Source organism: Arthrobacter sp. Y3223166 (genome assembly GCF_059090935.1).
Genome location: NZ_JBNHGE010000055.1, coordinates 1 through 17,189, shown reverse-complemented (window position 1 = coordinate 17,189; position 17,189 = coordinate 1). Strand labels below are relative to the sequence as shown.

At 69.0% G+C, this 17,189-nt stretch carries 14 protein-coding genes; 1 reads left to right on the top strand and 13 read right to left on the bottom strand.

Translation table 11 applies throughout. The features are described 5' to 3' along the window. Positions 1-45: 45 nt before the first annotated feature. From murC to dinB, 13 genes are all read right to left on the bottom strand, one after another. The gene (murC, locus tag AC5RUH_RS15560; protein ID WP_494129025.1) at positions 46-1,470 is read right to left on the bottom strand and encodes a UDP-N-acetylmuramate--L-alanine ligase; all 1,425 of its coding nucleotides are present in this window, start codon (positions 1,468-1,470) and stop codon (positions 46-48) included. Further along, a complete protein-coding gene (murG, locus tag AC5RUH_RS15555; protein ID WP_493999467.1) occupies positions 1,457-2,575 on the bottom strand; it encodes an undecaprenyldiphospho-muramoylpentapeptide beta-N-acetylglucosaminyltransferase in 1,119 nt (372 codons plus the stop codon). The genes murC and murG overlap by 14 nt, the downstream gene beginning before the upstream one ends. A 49-nt stretch (positions 2,576-2,624) precedes the next feature. After that, entirely contained in the window at positions 2,625-3,941 is a 1,317-nt protein-coding gene (ftsW, locus tag AC5RUH_RS15550) for a putative lipid II flippase FtsW (protein ID WP_493999466.1), read from the bottom strand. Next, positions 3,941-5,473 (bottom strand): UDP-N-acetylmuramoyl-L-alanine--D-glutamate ligase, encoded by a 1,533-nt coding sequence (gene murD / locus AC5RUH_RS15545; protein WP_494129024.1) that lies wholly within the window; start codon positions 5,471-5,473, stop codon positions 3,941-3,943. The genes ftsW and murD overlap by 1 nt, the downstream gene beginning before the upstream one ends. Next, complete coding sequence (mraY, locus tag AC5RUH_RS15540) at positions 5,470-6,582, bottom strand: phospho-N-acetylmuramoyl-pentapeptide-transferase (RefSeq protein WP_494023244.1); 1,113 nt, start codon at positions 6,580-6,582, stop codon at positions 5,470-5,472. The genes murD and mraY overlap by 4 nt, the downstream gene beginning before the upstream one ends. After that, entirely contained in the window at positions 6,579-8,096 is a 1,518-nt protein-coding gene (locus AC5RUH_RS15535) for a UDP-N-acetylmuramoyl-tripeptide--D-alanyl-D-alanine ligase (RefSeq protein ID WP_494129023.1), read from the bottom strand. The genes mraY and AC5RUH_RS15535 overlap by 4 nt, the downstream gene beginning before the upstream one ends. 6 nt (positions 8,097-8,102) lie before the next feature. Then, positions 8,103-9,761 (bottom strand): UDP-N-acetylmuramoyl-L-alanyl-D-glutamate--2,6-diaminopimelate ligase, encoded by a 1,659-nt coding sequence (locus AC5RUH_RS15530; protein WP_494109144.1) that lies wholly within the window; start codon positions 9,759-9,761, stop codon positions 8,103-8,105. Next, the gene (locus AC5RUH_RS15525; protein WP_494013802.1) at positions 9,758-11,536 is read right to left on the bottom strand and encodes a peptidoglycan D,D-transpeptidase FtsI family protein; all 1,779 of its coding nucleotides are present in this window, start codon (positions 11,534-11,536) and stop codon (positions 9,758-9,760) included. The genes AC5RUH_RS15530 and AC5RUH_RS15525 overlap by 4 nt, the downstream gene beginning before the upstream one ends. Before the next feature lie 27 nt (positions 11,537-11,563). Further along, entirely contained in the window at positions 11,564-12,229 is a 666-nt protein-coding gene (ftsL, locus tag AC5RUH_RS15520) for a cell division protein FtsL (RefSeq protein ID WP_494129022.1), read from the bottom strand. Next, positions 12,226-13,215 (bottom strand): 16S rRNA (cytosine(1402)-N(4))-methyltransferase RsmH, encoded by a 990-nt coding sequence (gene rsmH / locus AC5RUH_RS15515; protein ID WP_493999459.1) that lies wholly within the window; start codon positions 13,213-13,215, stop codon positions 12,226-12,228. The genes ftsL and rsmH overlap by 4 nt, the downstream gene beginning before the upstream one ends. A gap of 202 nt (positions 13,216-13,417) precedes the next feature. Then, entirely contained in the window at positions 13,418-13,849 is a 432-nt protein-coding gene (mraZ, locus tag AC5RUH_RS15510; protein ID WP_493987551.1) for a division/cell wall cluster transcriptional repressor MraZ, read from the bottom strand. A 414-nt stretch (positions 13,850-14,263) separates the two neighbouring features. Next, positions 14,264-14,638 carry an SCO2097 family morphological protein gene (locus AC5RUH_RS15505; RefSeq protein WP_493999458.1) on the bottom strand — a complete coding sequence of 125 codons (375 nt, stop codon included), beginning with the start codon at positions 14,636-14,638 and terminating at the stop codon, positions 14,264-14,266. Positions 14,639-14,810: 172 nt separating this feature from the next. Further along, on the bottom strand, positions 14,811-16,055 hold the full coding sequence (gene dinB, locus AC5RUH_RS15500; RefSeq protein ID WP_494013800.1) for a DNA polymerase IV: 1,245 nt from the start codon (positions 16,053-16,055) through the stop codon (positions 14,811-14,813). A gap of 179 nt (positions 16,056-16,234) precedes the next feature. On the opposite strand from dinB, the gene AC5RUH_RS15495 reads away from it, so the two are divergent. After that, a partial coding sequence (locus AC5RUH_RS15495; RefSeq protein WP_494129021.1) for a polyprenyl synthetase family protein occupies positions 16,235-17,189 on the top strand: 955 nt, incomplete at its 3' end.

The following is a 17,189-nucleotide window of genomic DNA, read 5'->3' as shown; positions in this document are numbered from 1 at the left end:
GGGCGGCGGCGGGACGCGCGGCGGGAGTGCGGGGCTTGCGCGGACTCATCGCGCCGCCGCTGCGGCCTGCCCCAGGGCCTCGACCAGCACCGGCCCGTATTGGGTCACGTCACCGGCGCCGACGGTCAGCACGATGTCCCCGGGCCGGGAGCGGGCAACAATGTCCCTCACCGCCCGCCCCGGATCCGGTGCATAGCTGCCGGGCGCGAGCCGGCTGGTGATCAGTTCGCTGGTGACGCCCGGGATCGGATCTTCACGGGAGGCGTAGATATCGAGAACGGCCGCCGAATCGGCCAGTTGCAGGGCCCGGGCGAACTCGGCGGCGAATTCCCGGGTGCGGGAAAACAGGTGCGGCTGGAACAGGACATGCACCGCATGCCCGCCGGCCACCTCGCGGGCGGCCGTGAGTGCCGCGTGGACCTCGGTGGGGTGGTGTGCGTAGTCGTCGAACACCCGTACCCCTGCCGCCGTGCCCTTGGCCTCGAACCGTCTGGCTGCTCCGGTGAACCCGGCCAGTCCCTCGGCCGCGGTGGCCGGATCGATGCCCTGGGTGATGGCCACGGCGAGGGCGGCGGCGGCGTTGCGGATGTTGTGCTCGCCCGGCACCTGCAGCCGCAGCGTGCAGCTGCCGCCGGAGTATTCGATCCTGCTGGTGCTCCCCGAGCCGGCGAAGACGGTGTCTTCGACACGCACCTGGGCGTCGGCCGCGTAGCCGTAGCCCAGCACGCGGCCTGCGGTGCCGGACGCCGCCGTGCGCTCCGCCAAGGCGCGGGCGCCGTCGTCGTCGAGGCAGGCCACCAGGGTGCCGTCGGCCGGAAGCAGTGCCGTGAACCGGTCGAAGGAGGCGTACACGGCCTCGGCCGACCCGTAGTGGTCCAGGTGGTCGGCCTCCACGTTGGTCACCACAATGACCTGCGGACGGTAGTTGAGGAACGATCCGTCGGATTCGTCGGCTTCGGCGACGAACAGTTCGCCCTGGCCGTGGGCGGCGTTGACGCCGAGCGCCGCCACGTCGCCGCCTATGGCGAACGAGGGTTCACAGCCGGCCGCCTGCAGCATCACGGTCGCCATGGCCGTGGTGGTCGTCTTGCCGTGGGTGCCGCCGACGGCGATCAGCCGCTTCCCCTCCATCGCGGCGGCAAGCGCCACCGAGCGGTGCACGATGTTCAGGCCGGCGGCGGCAGCGGCCTGCAGTTCGGGGTTCTCCGGCCGGATGGCGGTGGAGACAACCACCGTGTCCGCGCCGGCGACATGGCCGGCCTCGTGGCCCACGAAGACGGTCGCACCGAGGGCCTCCAGCTGGCGCAGGACCGCCGAGTCGCGCGCGTCCGAACCGGAGACCGGCACGCCGCGGGCCAGCAGGATCCGGGCGATGGCGGACATTCCGGCGCCGCCCAATCCGATGAAGTGCACGGCGCCGAGGTCGCCGAACGGCAGCCGGGCGGTGGTGTGGAAATCAACGGCTTTCATCTGTGTTCCTCCCTGCTGCCTCGAGCACCAATTGTGCCATTCGGGTGTCTGCGTCGCGGATTCCCAGGGTGTGTGCCGCGGCGGACATCTGCTGCAGCCGCTCCGCGTTTCGCAGCAACGGGATTAGTTCGTCCGTGACCCAGCGGGGTGTGAACCCGCCGTCGCGGACCAGCACGGCCCCGCCGGCGGCCACGAGGGAGGCCGCGTTCAGGGCCTGTTCGCCGTTGCCGTGCGGCAGCGGCACCAGCACGGACGGCAGGCCCACGGCGGCTATCTCGCACACCGTGGCCGCGCCGGCGCGGGCCAGCAGCAGGTCGGCCGCCGCGTAGACATCCTGCATGCCGTCCACAAATTCCACCTGGTGGTAGCCGGGAGCGGCGAGCAGTTGCCCGTCGGCGTCCCGCAGCGCCTTGTTCCGCCCGGTGATGTGCAGCACCTGGATGCCTGCCGCGGCGAGCTCCTGCAGGGAAGCGCCGATGGTGCGGTTGATGCTCAGCGCGCCCGAGGAGCCGCCGGTGACGATGAGGGTCGGCCGGTCCGCCGCCAGTCCCAGCCGCCGGCGCGCGGCCTCGCGGGAGGCTTCCCGGTCCAGGGTGGCGATTTCGGGCCGCATCGGCATGCCGACCCAGCGGGCGCCGGGCAGTTTCGTGTCTTTGAACGCGACCGCGACCCGGCTGGTCAGCCGTGCCCCGACCCGGTTCGCCAGCCCCGGCCGGGCGTTGGCCTCATGGATCACGATCGGGACCCGGCGCAGCCTGGCTGCGATGTAGACCGGGGTGCACACGTACCCGCCGACGCCCACCACGACGTCGGCCTTCGCGCCGTCGATGATGCCCGCGGCCTGGCGCACGGCCGCGGCGAACTTGAACGGCAGCTTCAGCAGGTCGAGGGAGGGGCGGCGCGGCAGCGGAACCCGCCCGATCGTGGCGAGCCGGTGGCCCGCCGCGGGGACCAGCCGGGTCTCCATGCCGACGGCGGTGCCGACGGCGAGGATGCGGGCCGCGGGGGCGGCCCGCAGGACGGCGCCGGCGATGGCCAGCAGCGGGCTGACATGCCCCGCCGTGCCGCCGCCGGCCAGGACCACAGAGGGATCGGAAGTGTTCATGGTGTTGCGGAAGTACCTTCTGCTCGGCTGCTGGTGGTCTGGGTTGGGGTCAGCGGTTCCCGGCCGGCGCTTGCTGCCGCCACCGGCCCAGGAGTCCCCCGGACTTCTTCCGGCCGGGCACATCGGTCCGGGCAAAGGACAAGAGTACACCGACGGCGGCCAGGGTGACCGTCAGCGCGGAGCCGCCGTAGGAGATGAACGGCAGGGGCACTCCGATCACCGGAAGCAGGCCGGTGACCACCGCGATGTTCACGAACGCCTGGCCGATGATCCACACCATGATGGAACCGGCGAGGATGCGCACGAAGAGGGAATCCTGGCGCATCACGGTGCGCACCAGGGCAATGGCCAGGACGCCGAACAGCGCCAGGATGACGGTGGTGCCGAGCAGGCCCAGCTCTTCGCCGATGATGGCGAAAATGTAGTCGTTGTGGGCTTCCGGAATCCAGTTGTATTTTTGCCGGCTCTGTCCCAGTCCCACGCCCCACCAGCCGCCGGAGGCGAGTGCGAAGAGCCCGTTGCATGACTGCATGTTCAGCCCGGTCGTCGCTTCACAGCTCTGGTCCGTCCACATGAGGATGCGGCCCATGCGGTTGGGGCTGACCACCACGAGCAGCAGCACCAGCGCGCCGGCCCCCAGTCCGGCCACGCCGAACAGCTTCAGCGGTGCGCCGGCGAAAAACAGTCCGCCGGCGATGATGAGCATCAGGATCATCGCGGTGCCCAGGTCGTTGCCGAGCAGCACCGGGCCGACCACGAGGAGGGCACCGGGCACGACCACCGGGATCAGCAGGTGCTTCCATTGGCCCAGCAGCCGCTCCTTGGCCGCCAGCACCGTTGCCATCCACAGGGACATGCCCAGCTTGGCCACTTCCGACGGCTGCAGGGAAACGTTGCCGGGGAAATGGATCCAGTTGCGGTTGCCGCCGACGGATTCGCCCAGCGGGGTAAACACCAGCAGCAGCAGGAGCACCGACACCGCGAGGCCTGGCCAGGCGAGCTTCCGGTAGGTGGAGACCTTCCACCGCGAGAGGACCAGCATCGCGGTGACCCCCAGGCCGGCGAACACGGCCTGCCGGATGAACAGGCTGAACGGCGAGGTTTCATCGGCGATCGATTCCACCGCGGACGACGACAGCACCATCAGCAGGCCGATGGCCGTCAGGGCCAGCGCGGAGCCCAGGATCAGGTAGTAGCTGGCCCCGCTGGACCGCGTGCCGGTGCCCTGGATGCGGTCCAGCAGGTCGGTGCCTCGCTGCCGGAGCTCGCGCAACCGGCCTTCGGGGGCGGGCTTCGTGCCGGGAGCGGCGTGTCCGCGGGCAGCGGCGGGGGCCGGTGTCCGGCTTCCGCTGCGGGTGGTGGCCATTACTGCTCCTTAGTCGACGGTGCCTGTCCCTCTCCGTACCGGCGGACTGCTTCCATGTACGCATTGCCCCGGTGGGCGTAGGACGTGAACCGGTCCATCGAGGCGGCTGCCGGCGCCATCAGCACGGTGTCCCCGCCGGCGGCGATGCCCGCTGCCGCTTCCACGGCCGCCGCCATCACGGTTTCGCCGTCAGTGTCCTCCGCCTCCGGGGCGCTGTTTCCAGTGTCTCCCGGGTGCGCGTGGAGGACCGGGACATCCGGTGCGTGTCGCTGCAGCGAGGCCAGGAGGGCGGTGTTGTCCCTGCCGATCAGCACCACCGCTTTCAGCCTGCGCGCGTGGTCGGCGATCAGCTCGTCGTAGCTGACGCCCTTGGACAGTCCCCCGGCGATCCACACGACCGAGGAGAACGACGCCAGCGAGGCCGAAGCCGCGTGCGGGTTCGTCGCCTTGGAGTCATTGACCCAGAGCACGCCGGCGTGCTCCAGCACCTTTTGGATCCGGTGTGCCCCGGGATCGAACCGCCGCAGTCCTTCGCGGACCGCGGCCGGTTCCACGCCGTACGCCCGGACCAGGGCGGCGGCGGCCAGGGCGTTGGCCACCTGGTGCCGGGGCGCCGGGTCACCCAGGTCGCCGAGGCCGGCCAGTTCGGTTGCGGAGTCCCGGCGTTCTTCGATGTAGGCCCGGTCCACGAGCAGGTTCTCCACGACGCCGACCATGCTGACCGCCGGCATTCCGGTCGTGAAGCCGATTGCCCGGCAGCCCTCGACGACGTCGGCCTCCTCGACCATCTCCTCGGTCTCGCGCTGCTCGGCGTTGTAGACGCACGCGATCCTGGTCCGCTCGTAAATCCTGGCCTTGTCGGCCAGGTATGCCTCATAGGTCCCGTGCCAGTCCACGTGGTCTTCGGCCACGTTGAGCACCACGGAGGCCAGCGGGGACATGGTGTGGGTCCAGTGCAGCTGGAAGCTCGACAGCTCGACGGCGATGACGTCGTAGCCGATGGGATCACGCACCGCGTCCAGGATGGGCGTGCCGACGTTGCCGGCGGCGATGGCGCGCAGCCCGGCCGCCTGCAGCATGGATTCGGCCATCCCCACCGTCGTGGTCTTGCCGTTCGTACCGGTGATGGCCAGCCATTCGGCGGTTCGCCGGCCGGCGCGTTCGCGCACCCGCCACGCCAGTTCAACGTCGCCCCAGATGGGAATCCCCGCGTCCGCCGCGGCGGCCAGCAGCGGTGTCCGCGGCTGCCAGCCCGGCGAGGTGACCACCAGTTCGGCCGGCTCCCCGCCGACGTCGGGCAGTGCGCCGGTGTGCTCTTCACCCAGCAGGACCTGCCGGGCCCCGACGATCTTCAACGTATCGGCCTTGGCCCGGTTTTCCGCCGTGTCGCTGCCGTCCACGACGACGACGGCGGCGCCCAGTTCGATCAGCGTGTCGGCCGCGGAGAATCCCGACAGCCCGATCCCGGCGACCACCACGCGCAGCCCGGACCAGTCCGCGTCCCAGGAGGTGAGTGCGTCCAGCCGGCTCATGAGCCCAGCACCCATTCGGCGTAGAAGATGCCCAGCGCGGCCGCCACGCACAGCCCGGCGATGATCCAGAAGCGCACGACGACGGTGACTTCGGCCCACCCCTTGAGCTCGAAGTGGTGCTGCAGCGGGGCCATCTTGAAGACGCGTTTGCCGCCGCTGAGCTTGAAGTAGACCACTTGGATGATCACGGACAGCGAGATGATCACGAACAGGCCCGCCATGACCACCAGCAGCAGCTGGCTGCGGGACAGGATGGCGAACCCGGCGATGGCGCCGCCGATCGCCAGCGATCCGGTATCGCCCATGAAGATCTTGGCGGGCGCGGTGTTCCACCACAGGAACCCGATCAGCGCGCCGGCCATGGTTCCTGCCAGCAGCGCCAGGTCCAGCGGGTCGCGTACCTCGTAGCAGACCTCCCCGGGGACCTTGACCGAGCCGCAGCTCTGGTTGAACTGCCAGATCCCCATCAGCATGTAGGCGCCGCAGACCATCACCGATGCGCCCGCCGCGAGCCCGTCCAGCCCGTCGGTCAGGTTCACGCCGTTGGTGGCTGCGGTGACAATGACGTTCGACCAGATGATGAACAGGATAGTGCCGAGTACGGTGCCGCCGAAGGCGAGGTCCAGCCACGGGATGTCACGGGCGAAGGAGATGTTCATCGACGCCGGGGTGCGGCCCATGTTGTCCGGGAAGTTCAGGGCCAGGACGGCAAAGAGGATGCCGACGATGCCCTGCAGCACGATCTTGGCCCAGGCCCGCAGCCCGAGGCTGCGCTGCTTGGAGATCTTGATGAAGTCGTCCAGGAAACCGACCAGCCCCATGCCGGCCATCAGCAGCATGAGGACGCCGGCGGAGACGGTGGGCCCGGAATGCGCTTCCCCGTTCATCATCCACATCATCAGGTGCGTGGCAAAGTAGGAGAGCATCACCGCGGCCACGATGACCACGCCGCCCATGGTGGGCGTTCCGCGCTTGGTGTGGTGCGCCGTCGGGCCGTCGTCGCGGATGAACTGGCCGTAGCCTCTCCGCACCAAGAGCTTGATGAACAAGGGCGTGCCGAGCAGGGACAGGACCAGCGCCAGGGCAGAGCCGATCAGCAGGGCTATCACTGCGCCTGGCCTTCCTGTTGGGTTTCGGGTCTGCGCGCTGCAGCCGGGCCGTCCGTCGACGGATTTCCTGATGCTATCCGGTCGCCCAGGAACCGCAGCCCGGACGAGTTGGAGGACTTGAACAGCACCAGGTCGCCCGGTTCCAGCTTCTCCTCGAGCACCCGGCGGGCCTCCTCGGGCGTGGCGACCCAGAGCGATTCGTCGCCCCAGGAGCCTTCCAACACGGCGGCGTTGTGCATGGCCTTGGCTCCCTCTCCCACCACGATCAGGTGGGAGATGTTCAGCCGGACCACAATCCGCCCGATCGCGTCGTGGGCCTGCACGGAGTCTTCGCCCAGTTCCAGCATTTCGCCCAGCACCGCCCAGGTGCGGCGGCCGCGGCCGAGTTCGGCCAGCGTGCGCAGCGCTGCCCGCATGGATTCGGGGTTGGCGTTGTAGGCGTCGTTGATCACCGTGACGCCGTCGGCGCGCTCGGTGCGTTCCATCCGCCAGCGGCTGGCGGGGCCGGCCCCGTTCAGGCCGGCGGCGATGGTTTCCGCCGGCACGCCCAGCGCCCAGGCGGCGCCGGCGGCGGCCAGCAGGTTGGTCACGTGGTGGATGCCGATCAGCCCGGAGGTTACCGGGTGCTCGGAGCCGTCCGGGAAGCGGAGCGTGAATTCGGGGTGCCCGTCGTCGTTGACGCGGGCGCCGCGGGCCCGCAGCAACGGCGCGGTACTCCCGTCGGGCAGGGTGAAGTCGTCGTCGGAGCTGAAGTACAGAATGCGGGCCCGGGTGCGGGCGGCCATGGCCCGGACGCGGGGATCGTCGGCATTGAGCACGACGGTACCGCCGGCCGGCACGGCCTCGGCCAGCTCGCCCTTCGCGATCGCGATGTTGTCCACGCCGCCGAATTCCCCTGCGTGGGCGGTCCCGACTCCCAGCACCACGCCGACGCCGGGGTTGACCATGTCCGTCAGGTACCGGATGTGGCCAATGCCGGTGGCGCCCATTTCCACGACCAGATAGCGGGTGTCGAAGTCCGCGGCGAACACCGTCAGCGGGACGCCGACCTCGCCGTTGTAGGAGCCGATCGGGGCCACGGTGGGCGCGGTTCGGCGCAGGATCCCCGCGAGCAGGTCCTTGGTGGTGGTCTTGCCGGCGCTGCCGGTGATGCCCACGACCTCGAGTCCCGCGGCGGCGCGCAGCCGTGCGACGATGGCCGCGGCGACGGCGCCCATAGCCAGCACGGCGTCCGCCACCACGATCTGCGGCAGGAGGCGGCCGGTCGGGTCGGAGACCTCGCGTTCGGTCAGCGCCAGCACGGCACCGGCTTCGAAGGCCGCGGCGACGTAGAAATGCCCGTCTGCGGTCTCGCCCGGCTTGGCCACGAACAGGCCGCCGGGCTCAATTTCGCGGGAGTCTGTGGTGGCGGAACTCACGGTGATGCCGCCGGTGTCCCCCGTGGCACCGACGGGTTCCCCAACGATCCGTCCGCCGGTAATCGCCGCTATATCGGCTGCAGTTAGTTCAATCATGACGATCTAGGACTCTACCGCGTTCGGGGAGAGCACTTCGAATCCGTGCCGGTGCAGGGCCGCGCGCAGTTCCTCCCGGTCGTCGAGGGCCAGGTTCTGGCCGTTGACCTCCTGCCAGACCTCATGGCCGCGGCCGGCGACGAGGACCGTGTCCCGGGGCGCCGCCAGGGCCACGGCCCGCTCGATGGCCTCCGCACGGGGGAAGACTTCGATAATGTCGGCCGGCAGTTGCTCCCGTTCGGCCGCGGCGCGTGCGCCGGACAGCACATCCGCGCGGATGCGGGCGGCGTCCTCGCCGTGCGGGTCGTCGTCGCTGACGATGACGACGTCGGCGAGCCGGGCGGCGATCGCCCCCATCAGCGGGCGCTTGGTTTGATCGCGTTCCCCGGTGGCTCCGAACACCACGATCACGCGTGCCCCGGGTTCGGGGCGGCGCACCGAGGCCAGGGTCCGCTCGAGCGCGTCGGGATTGTGAGCGAAGTCAACGATCGCTGCCGGGTTGCCGCTGAGGACCTGCATCCGGCCGGGAACCTCCACGGTCAGCGGATCCGCAGTGTCGAGCGCCTGCTGGAGCCGCGCCGAAGGGGTGCCGGAGGCCGCCACCATCACCACGGCCAGCGCGGCGTTGGAGATGTTGAACGAGCCGGGCAACCCGGTGTGCAGCCGCAGCACCACGCCGTCGGGCCCGTGCAGTTCAAACCGGTGCCCCAGGCCCTCACGGACCGGGTTGCGGACGGACCAGTCGGCGCTGCCGCCCTGGGTGGCCAGGGTGGCCACCGGGACTCCGGCGGACCGGGCCTGGCCGGCGAGCCGGCGGCCCCAGTCGTCGTCGACGCAGACGACCGCGTGGCCGGACCGCTCCGGGCTGAACAGGCGGGCCTTGGTCTCGAAGTACTCGTCCATGCTCCCGTGCAGGTCCAGGTGGTCCTGGGTGAGATTGGTGAAGCCGGCCACGTCGAACCGGACGGCATCGACCCGCCGGAAGGAAATGGCATGCGAGGAGACCTCCATGGCCGCCGCGTCCAGCCCGCGTTCGCGCATCAGGGCCAGCAACCCGTGCACCTCGGGCGATTCCGGCGTGGTCAGGGCGCTGGGAATCGGTTCGGAACCGGCCGTGATCTCGATAGTTCCGATCAGTCCGGTGCTGAGGCCCAGCGCCTCCAGCAGGGACTTGATGAAGTAGGTGGTGGTGGTCTTGCCGTTGGTTCCGGTGACGCCAAACAGCGCCGGCGCCTGTCCGCCCGCCGGCTGGCTGCGGTAGACGGCGGCCGCCAGCGGCCCCACGAGTGCGCGCAGGTCCCGCGACCGCAGCACGGGCAGGCCCGGAGCCAGGCCGGCTGCCCGCCGGGCGCCGTCGTCGTCGGTCAGGATGGCCGCCGCTCCGGCCGCTTCGGCCTGGCCGGCGAAGTCGGCGCCGTGCCGGCGGGCTCCGGGCAGGCCGACATACAGGTCCCCCGGCTCGACGGAACGCGAATCTATGGTGATGCCGGTAAAGGTCAGGTCCTCCGACCCCGGGCCGCCCTCGGGTACGGGAAGCCCGCGGTGCTGCAGCATGCCGCTCAGCGCCGCCAGCCGGACCGGCCTGACCGTTGGGGGCCGCAAGGGCGAGGCGGACCGGTGGGGCTGCTCGGCAGTGGAACTCACATATTCTCCAGGTTGGCTCATTCCAGCGGCAGGTCGACCCGTTTGCTGGTGGACGGCGGCACGTCGTAGGCGTTGAGGACCTGCGTCATGACCTTCTTGAACGTCGGTCCGGCCGACAGCGTCAGCACCCCGCCCTGCGGCCGCTGGATGGTCGCCACGACGACGAACTGCGGATCCTCCATCGGGGCGATGCCGGCCATCGAAATGGTGTAGCCGCTGAATCCCCCGTCGGCGGCCGGTGCTTCGGCTGTACCGGTCTTGACCCCGATCCGATACTCCTTAATGTTACCGGGCTTGCCGCTGTGGTACTTCGAGTTGGTTTCCAGCATGTCCTGCACCAGGTTGGCGGTCTTCTTGGAAACCGCCCGGCTGCCCTTCTCGACAGGCACCTCGTGCTCGGTGCCGTTCGGGTCGATATAGGCGTCGATCAGCCGCGGCTGCATCAGCACGCCGTTGTTGGCGATGGTCCCGAAGGCCACGGCGGTGTGGAGGGCCGTCTGAGCGAGGCCCTGGCCGAAGAGGACGGTGAACTCCTGCCGCCCGTCCCACGTCTCCGGCTCGGCCAGCAGGCCGGCGGTGGCGCCGTTGATGCCGATGTCGAAGCGCTGGCCGATGCCGAACTTCCGCAGGTAGTCGTAGCGCTGCTGCCGCGTCAACTGCTGCCCGATCATGGTGGTGCCGGTATTGAGCGACTGCGCGAAGATGCCGGCCGTGGTGCGCGTCAGGGTGCCGTGCGGTGTCGCGTCCTGAAAGGTCTGGCCGTTGACCGTGTACTTGGGCGGGATGGTGTATCGCGATGCCGGGGTCGTGATGCCCTCTTCGATCGCGGCCGCCATGGTGATCATCTTGGTAGTGGACCCCGGCTCGAAGGCGCGTGTCACAGCCATCGACTGCCGTTCGCTGTCCGGAGTGGCGCCCGGGTCATTGGGGTCCACTGTCGTGGAGTCCGCCAGTGCGATCAGGTCGCCGGTCTTGGCATTGAGGACGACGACGGTACCGTAGTCGGCGCCGTAATCCCGCACGGTTTCGGCGATGACTTCCTGGGCGTACCACTGGATGTCGGTATTGAGGGTCAGTCGCACGCTTTGGCCATCCACGGCCGGGACTTCTTCGTAGGTGCCGACCGGTATGCGGATGCCGTCGGCGCCGATTTCGTAGGTCTTCGTGCCCGGCGTCCCGGAGAGGACGTCGTTCTGCGAGGCCTCGATGCCTTCGAGCGGCACGCCATCCGACCGCATGAATCCGACCACCGAGCCGGCCACCGCCCCTGCCGGGTAGTTGCGGATGGTGGTCGCGCGCGCGGACAGCCCGGGAAAGGCCAGCTCCTCGATCTTCTGCTGGACTTCCGGGGTGACCGACTTGGCCACGTAATTAAAGGGCTTGTCGCCGGTGACCGCTTTGGTGACGGTCTCCACGTCCTGGCCCAGGATGCCGGCCAGCTCGGCGATGGCGTCGGCGATCTTGACGTCCTCGGACTTTTGGCTGATCGGATCGAACCGGGTGTAGTCCTCGACCAGCCGCTGGTCCACCACCACGTCGAACCGCTGCACGCTGCGGGCGAGCACGTTGTTGTTGGCGTCCAGGATCTCGCCGCGGAGCGCGGGCAGGTCGACGGTGCGCAGGCGCTTGTCCACCGCCGCCTGGGCCATGCCGGCGGTGTCCAGCCCCTGCAGCTGGAACAGACGGGCCCCGAGAATGACCAGCAGGATCAGCACCATCGCCAGCCCGGCCCGGAGCCTCCTGGTAGCCCTCGCCGTGCGGTTGGGGTGCTGCCGGTCGGCTGTTGGTGCTGCCACAGGTACCTCGTTTGCGTTGCCGGGCGATTACTGGCCTGTCTGTTGCTTCGGCGCCGGGATGCTGCCGCCGTTCAGCTGCTTTTCGGCGGGTTTCGGTGCCGCGCCTTCTTCTGCACCGGCTTCAGCAGCGGCAGCAGGTTTCGCCGGTTCCTTCGCCGCCGCGGGGGTGCCGTCCTTCTTCCCGGCTTCCTCCTTCGCGGCCGGCTTCTGGACCGGATTTTCCGGCTGGGCCACCAACAGCTCCGGGGATGCGCCTGGTTCCGCCGCCTTCGGCTTCCCGGTGACCTTCTGGCTCTCCAGATTGATGGAGCCGACCGACGGAGACGTTACCATCCCCAATTCTGCCGCCTTCGCGGCAAGATTCTGGGGAGCCTGGTGGTTTTCGAGTTGCTGTGTCAGTTTTTCGTTCGCCTGGGCCAGGGAGACCTGCTCGTTGCGCAGCTCCACCAGTTTGTACTGCCCGCTGGAGACCGAGATGTTCAGCATCAGGACGCTGCCGAGCGCGAGCACCAGAACCGTGAAGCAGAACAGGGCGAACGGCACGCGCTTGCGCGTCGGGCTGTTGGGTACGACGGAGAGCGGGGTGCGGCGGGGGGCCTGCCGGGGCGCCGCTGCGGGACCTCGGGCCGGCACGGCACTGCCGTGCACGTACTGATGCTGGTCGGGACGGGCCGCGTGGGCACTGGCACTCATTTTGCGCTCCTGTTCCGGATCCGTTCTACCGCCCGCAGCTTGGCCGAAGCCGCCCGCGGGTTTTCTGCAATCTCTGCCGCCGTCGGCACTTCGGTGCCCTTGGTCAGGGTCTTCAGCTGCGGCTTGTGTTCTTCCAGCTCGACGGGGAACCCGCGGGGTGCGGATGACTTCGAGAGCTGTCCGAAAACGGCCTTGGTGATCTTGTCCTCCAGCGAGTGGTAGGACATCACGACGATCCGGCCGCCCAGCGCCAGCACGTCGATGGCGGCCGGCAAGGCCCGCTCGAGCACGTCCAGCTCCTCGTTGACCTCGATCCGCAGTGCCTGGAAGGTGCGTTTCGCCGGATGGCCGCCGGTCCGCGCCGCAGCAGCCGGCACGACCTTGCGGATCGCGTCCACGAGTTGGCCCGTGGTGGTCAGCGGGGCCTCGTCGCGGGCTGCCACAATGCTGGAGGCGATGCGTCCGGCGAACTTCTCTTCGCCCCAGCGCCGGATGATGCGCACCAGGTCCGCCTCGGCATACGTGTTGACAATGTCCGCGGCAGTCATGCCCCGGCTGGTGTCCATCCGCATGTCCAGGGGCGCGTCGTAGGAATAGGCGAAGCCGCGGTCCCGCTCGTCCAGCTGGAGCGAGGAGACGCCCAGGTCGAACAGCGCGCCGTCGATCTGGCCGACGCCGAGGTCGTCAACCGCGTCGGCGATCTCGTCGTACACCGCGTGAACCAGATCGGTGCGCTCCGCGAAGCGGCGCAGCCGCTCTCCGGCCAACGCCAGCGCCTGTTCGTCCCGGTCGATCCCGATCAGATGCAGCTGCGGAAAACGCTGCAGCAAGGCCTCCGAATGCCCGCCCATGCCGAGCGTCGCATCGACGACGACGGCGCGGCCGCGTTCGGCCACCGCACGTTCGACGGCCGGGGCGAGCAGGTTGATGCAGCGGTCGCGGAGCACCGGAATGTGGCGCTCCCCTGCTGGCCGCTCGCTGTTCATCCTGAAGCCTTCTTTCCTGCTGGTGCCCGGGACCGGTTGGTCGCTGGAGTCTTTAAGTCCGAAAGTCCTTGAACCAGATCCCCATCCGCGCCTGGCCTGTCCCGCCTGGCTCCGGGGAAGGTGAGCCAGGTTGGACCTGCCGGGCGGCTGGAGATCTCATCCAAGAACGTTCGTGCCGCGTGTGCTGTTTGTCGTCCCGGGGTCAAAAGACTCCGGGCAATACGTCTTCGTCTGTTTCGGAGAAGGCGGTTTCCTGCTCCTGGAGGTAGTCGTCCCAGGCCCGGGCATCCCAGATCTCAGCGCGGGTTCCCGCACCGATGACCGCCAGCTCCCGGTCCAGCCCTGCATAGGTCCGCAGTGCCGGCGGGATGGTGACCCGGCCCTGCTTATCCGGAACTTCGTCAGAGGCTCCTGACAGAAAGACGCGAATGTAGTCACGGGCGTGGCGGGAAGATATCGGAGCCTTCCGCATCTCCTCGTGAACCCGCTCGAATTCCTTCTGGCTGAAGACGTAGATGCAACGCTCCTGGCCTCTCGTCAGGACGAGTCCATCGGCAAGCTCCTCGCGGAACTTTGCGGGAAGTATCAGGCGCCCCTTCTCGTCGAGCCGCGGCGAGTGTGTCCCGAGGAACATCGCCACCGCCCTGCCGATTGGAGGAGACCGTCGCCCCCTGCGTCACCACTACCCTCTTATGTCCTCCACTTTACTCCACATCACGCCACAGTCAACTACTTCCGGCCCCTTTTGTAGCTGGAAATGTTCGGCGCCCTCCGCGTGAGGGCGCGGAAGCAGGCCTGTGGAGCAGAGTGGAGGGAAAGTGGAGGGCCTGGGGAACCCCGGCAGTAGAAGTTTCCTGTTGGATCGCGTCCAGGCCGGCCGAAGCGGCCGTTGCGCCGGGAAACGGGCCGGATCCGGCCCACACGGGGCCTTTAAACACGAAAAGACCCGACGTTTGACGGGTCTTGCCTTCGTGCCTTTCGGCCGCTAGCCGCCGGGTGGGGCGAAGTGGAGGAGCCTCAACGGCTGCTCCGGCGGCCGGGTCTTATGTCAGCGGTCTTCGCCGTGATGCCGCTCGTCCCACCGCTCCTCGAGGCTGGCCATGAAGCCGCCCTTCGATGAGGAAGTCTGCCTGGTGCCGGTCGCCCGCGGCGACCCTGCCCCGGCGCGGCGCGTGGTGGCCCAGTAGACGCCGGCACCCATGATGACGAATCCCAGGACTCCGACGGCGATGATCTGGCTGAGGATGCCGGTGAGCAGGACCAGGATTCCGGCAATCGCGACGAGTGAGCCCACGACGATGTGGCGCGTCGACAACGATCGGCCGCTGGCCGATTCCATGTGGCTGGCAAACTTCGGGTCATCAGCATGCAACTGCTGCTCCAGTTGTTCCAGCAGCCGCTGTTCATGCTCTGAGAGTGGCATCTGAGCCTCCTTTGTTCCAGTCCCCCAAGGGTGCATAGCGTACAACGAACTCCGCGGGACAAGAGTTCCTGAAACCAACCGGAACCGAATTGACCTCTGCTACTAAGAATAGAGCGCAAAGCCTGCAATCAAAAGCCACGATGACCCACCTGTGATCCCACCCGCCCCGATTTCACGCACCCTGGCCCCGGCCCGGCCGGCGGCGGGATTCCGGGCCCTGCTCCGCCGGCTTGCGGGGCCCGGACTTCAGCAGCGAGGCAGGCACAATCCCCGCGCCGCCGAACTTCCGGTTCACCTCGTCCAGGGCCTGTTCGGCGCTGTGCCACGTGTCTTCGTGGCCGTCGAAGCTCAACTGCTGGCCGCCCCGGCCGGCGTCCTCCAACTGCTCCGCCCGCAACCCGATGAGCCGGACCGCCTGCGGCCGCTCGCCGAGGGCCGACAAAAGCGCCGCAGCGGCGGCCTGCAACTGCTGGGCGCTGTTCGAGGGCGCCGGCAGCTTCCGTGACCGGTTCAAGGTGGTGAAGTCGGAATACCTGAGTTTCAACGCTATGGTTCCGGCGCGCATGTTCCCGGCGCGGAGCCTGGCGGCCGTCCGGTAGGCCAGCCGCAGGAGCTCGCGCTCGAGCACCTCGTCGTCGTCGACGTCCTTTTCGAAGGTTTCTTCGGCACCTATGCTTTTCTCCACCCGTTCAGGGGTGACCGCCCGGTCGTCCATTCCCCAGGCCAGCCGATGGACGTGGTCGCCGGTGGCTCCCAGGACGCGGTGCAGCGCCGCGGGCGGCGTGTGTGCCACATCGGCAACGGTACGGATGCCAAGGCGGGCCAGGACCTCCCGCGTCTTGGCGCCGACTCCCCACAGGGCGCCCACCGGCAGGGAATGCAGGAAGTCGACCGTCTCGGCCTCGGGTATGAGCAGCAGGCCGTCCGGCTTGGCGTGCGTGGAGGCTATCTTGGCCACGAACTTGGTCGTGGCGATGCCCACCGTCGCGGTCAGTCCCAGCTCGGCCGAGATCCTACGGCGGATCAGCGCGCCGATCTCCAGCGGTTCGCCCAGCCGCCGGCGGGCACCGGCCACATCGAGGAAGGCTTCGTCGACGCTGAGCGGTTCCACGTACGGCGTGATTTCCCGGAAGATCGCCATGATCCGGGTCGAGGCCTGCTGGTACTTGCCGTGGCTGGGTTCAATGATGAGCGCCTGCGGGCAGAGCATGCGGGCCCGTGCCATCGGCATCGCCGAGCGGACACCGTATTTGCGGGCCTCGTACGACGCCGAGAGCACCACCGCCCGGCCCGAGGCGGATCCCACGATGACCGGCTTCCCGACCAGCTCCGGCCGCTCCAGCAACTCCACACCCACGAAAAAGGCGTCCATGTCCACGTGGAGAATGGTGCAGTTGTGCTGGTCCGGGGAGGTCACAGCACTATCGTAGGCTGGCTGCCGCCTGCGGTGCGGCCGAAGCTGCGGGCGGGCGGCCCGCCGGCCCGGCGGGATTGTCTAGACTGGCTGCAGACATCAGTACCACCGCGAGGAGCTCCGCCGCATGCTGTACCGCCCTGACGAATCCCTCCCCGCACGGGCAGACCGGAGGTAACGGCATGGAACCCTCTGCGACCACAACGAGCGCGGCGGAACAGGAAGACTTCCGGCAGGCCGTGGCCGGATTGCTCCGGGAGTTCCTGGCCGGACAGAAGGACCTGCTGCAGGATGCGGCTCCGGACGCGGCACCGCTGGTGGAGGCCATCACCGACCTCACCGCGGGCGGCAAGCGCCTCCGGGCGTTGTTGGCCTACTGGGGCTGGCGCGGGGCAGGGGGGTCCGTGCTCGCCGGCCAGGCCGTTCAGGCGGGAGTCGCGCTGGAGCTCTTCCAGGCCGCGGCACTGATCCACGACGACATCATCGACCGCTCGGACACCCGGCGGGGCAGCCCGAGCGTGCACCGGCGGTTCGAGCAGCAGCACCGGCTCAACGGCTGGGCGCTGGACGCCGAGCGCTACGGGCAGGCCGCCGCCCTGCTGGCCGGCGACCTCTGCCTGTCCCTCAGCGAAGAAGTCTTTGCCGGCATCGGGGCGGAGTCCGCGTCAGGAACGCCGGCCCGCGCAATTTTCAACCGCATGCGCGCGGAGGTCATGGCCGGGCAGTATCTGGACCTGCTGGAGGAAGCTGCCGGACCGGGGCGCCCGGCCGAAGCCGCCGTGGACCGCGCGCTGCAGATCCTCCGCTACAAGTCGGCCAAGTACTCCACCGTGCATCCCCTGAGCGTGGGCGGTGCGCTGGCCGGCGCTTCTACCGGCCTGCTGGAGGCCTACGAGGCATTCTCGCTGCCCTTGGGCGAGGCCTTCCAAATCCGTGACGACGTGCTGGGCGTGTTCGGCGATCCGGCCACCACCGGCAAACCGGCCGGAGACGACCTGCGGGAAGGCAAACGCACGGTCCTGATTGCGCACACGCTCAACCGTACCCTGGCCGCCGCCGTATTGCAGGGCGGTCATCCCATGCTCGGAGATCAGCCGCTGCGCCATGCCGGCGATCTTCTCCAACGGCAGAGACTGC

Excerpts from the sequence above, each read along its gene's own strand:
- mraZ (WP_493987551.1), bottom strand. The coding sequence starts at position 13,849 with ATGTTCCTCGGGACACACTCGCCGCGGCTCGACGAGAAGGGGCGCCTG.
- AC5RUH_RS15505 (WP_493999458.1), bottom strand. The coding sequence starts at position 14,638 with ATGCCACTCTCAGAGCATGAACAGCGGCTGCTGGAACAACTGGAGCAG.
- ftsW (WP_493999466.1), bottom strand. The coding sequence starts at position 3,941 with ATGGCCACCACCCGCAGCGGAAGCCGGACACCGGCCCCCGCCGCTGCC.
- rsmH (WP_493999459.1), bottom strand. The coding sequence starts at position 13,215 with ATGAACAGCGAGCGGCCAGCAGGGGAGCGCCACATTCCGGTGCTCCGC.
- ftsL (WP_494129022.1), bottom strand. The coding sequence starts at position 12,229 with ATGAGTGCCAGTGCCCACGCGGCCCGTCCCGACCAGCATCAGTACGTG.
- AC5RUH_RS15530 (WP_494109144.1), bottom strand. The coding sequence starts at position 9,761 with ATGAGCCAACCTGGAGAATATGTGAGTTCCACTGCCGAGCAGCCCCAC.
- AC5RUH_RS15535 (WP_494129023.1), bottom strand. The coding sequence starts at position 8,096 with ATGATTGAACTAACTGCAGCCGATATAGCGGCGATTACCGGCGGACGG.
- murD (WP_494129024.1), bottom strand. The coding sequence starts at position 5,473 with ATGAGCCGGCTGGACGCACTCACCTCCTGGGACGCGGACTGGTCCGGG.
- murG (WP_493999467.1), bottom strand. The coding sequence starts at position 2,575 with ATGAACACTTCCGATCCCTCTGTGGTCCTGGCCGGCGGCGGCACGGCG.
- murC (WP_494129025.1), bottom strand. The coding sequence starts at position 1,470 with ATGAAAGCCGTTGATTTCCACACCACCGCCCGGCTGCCGTTCGGCGAC.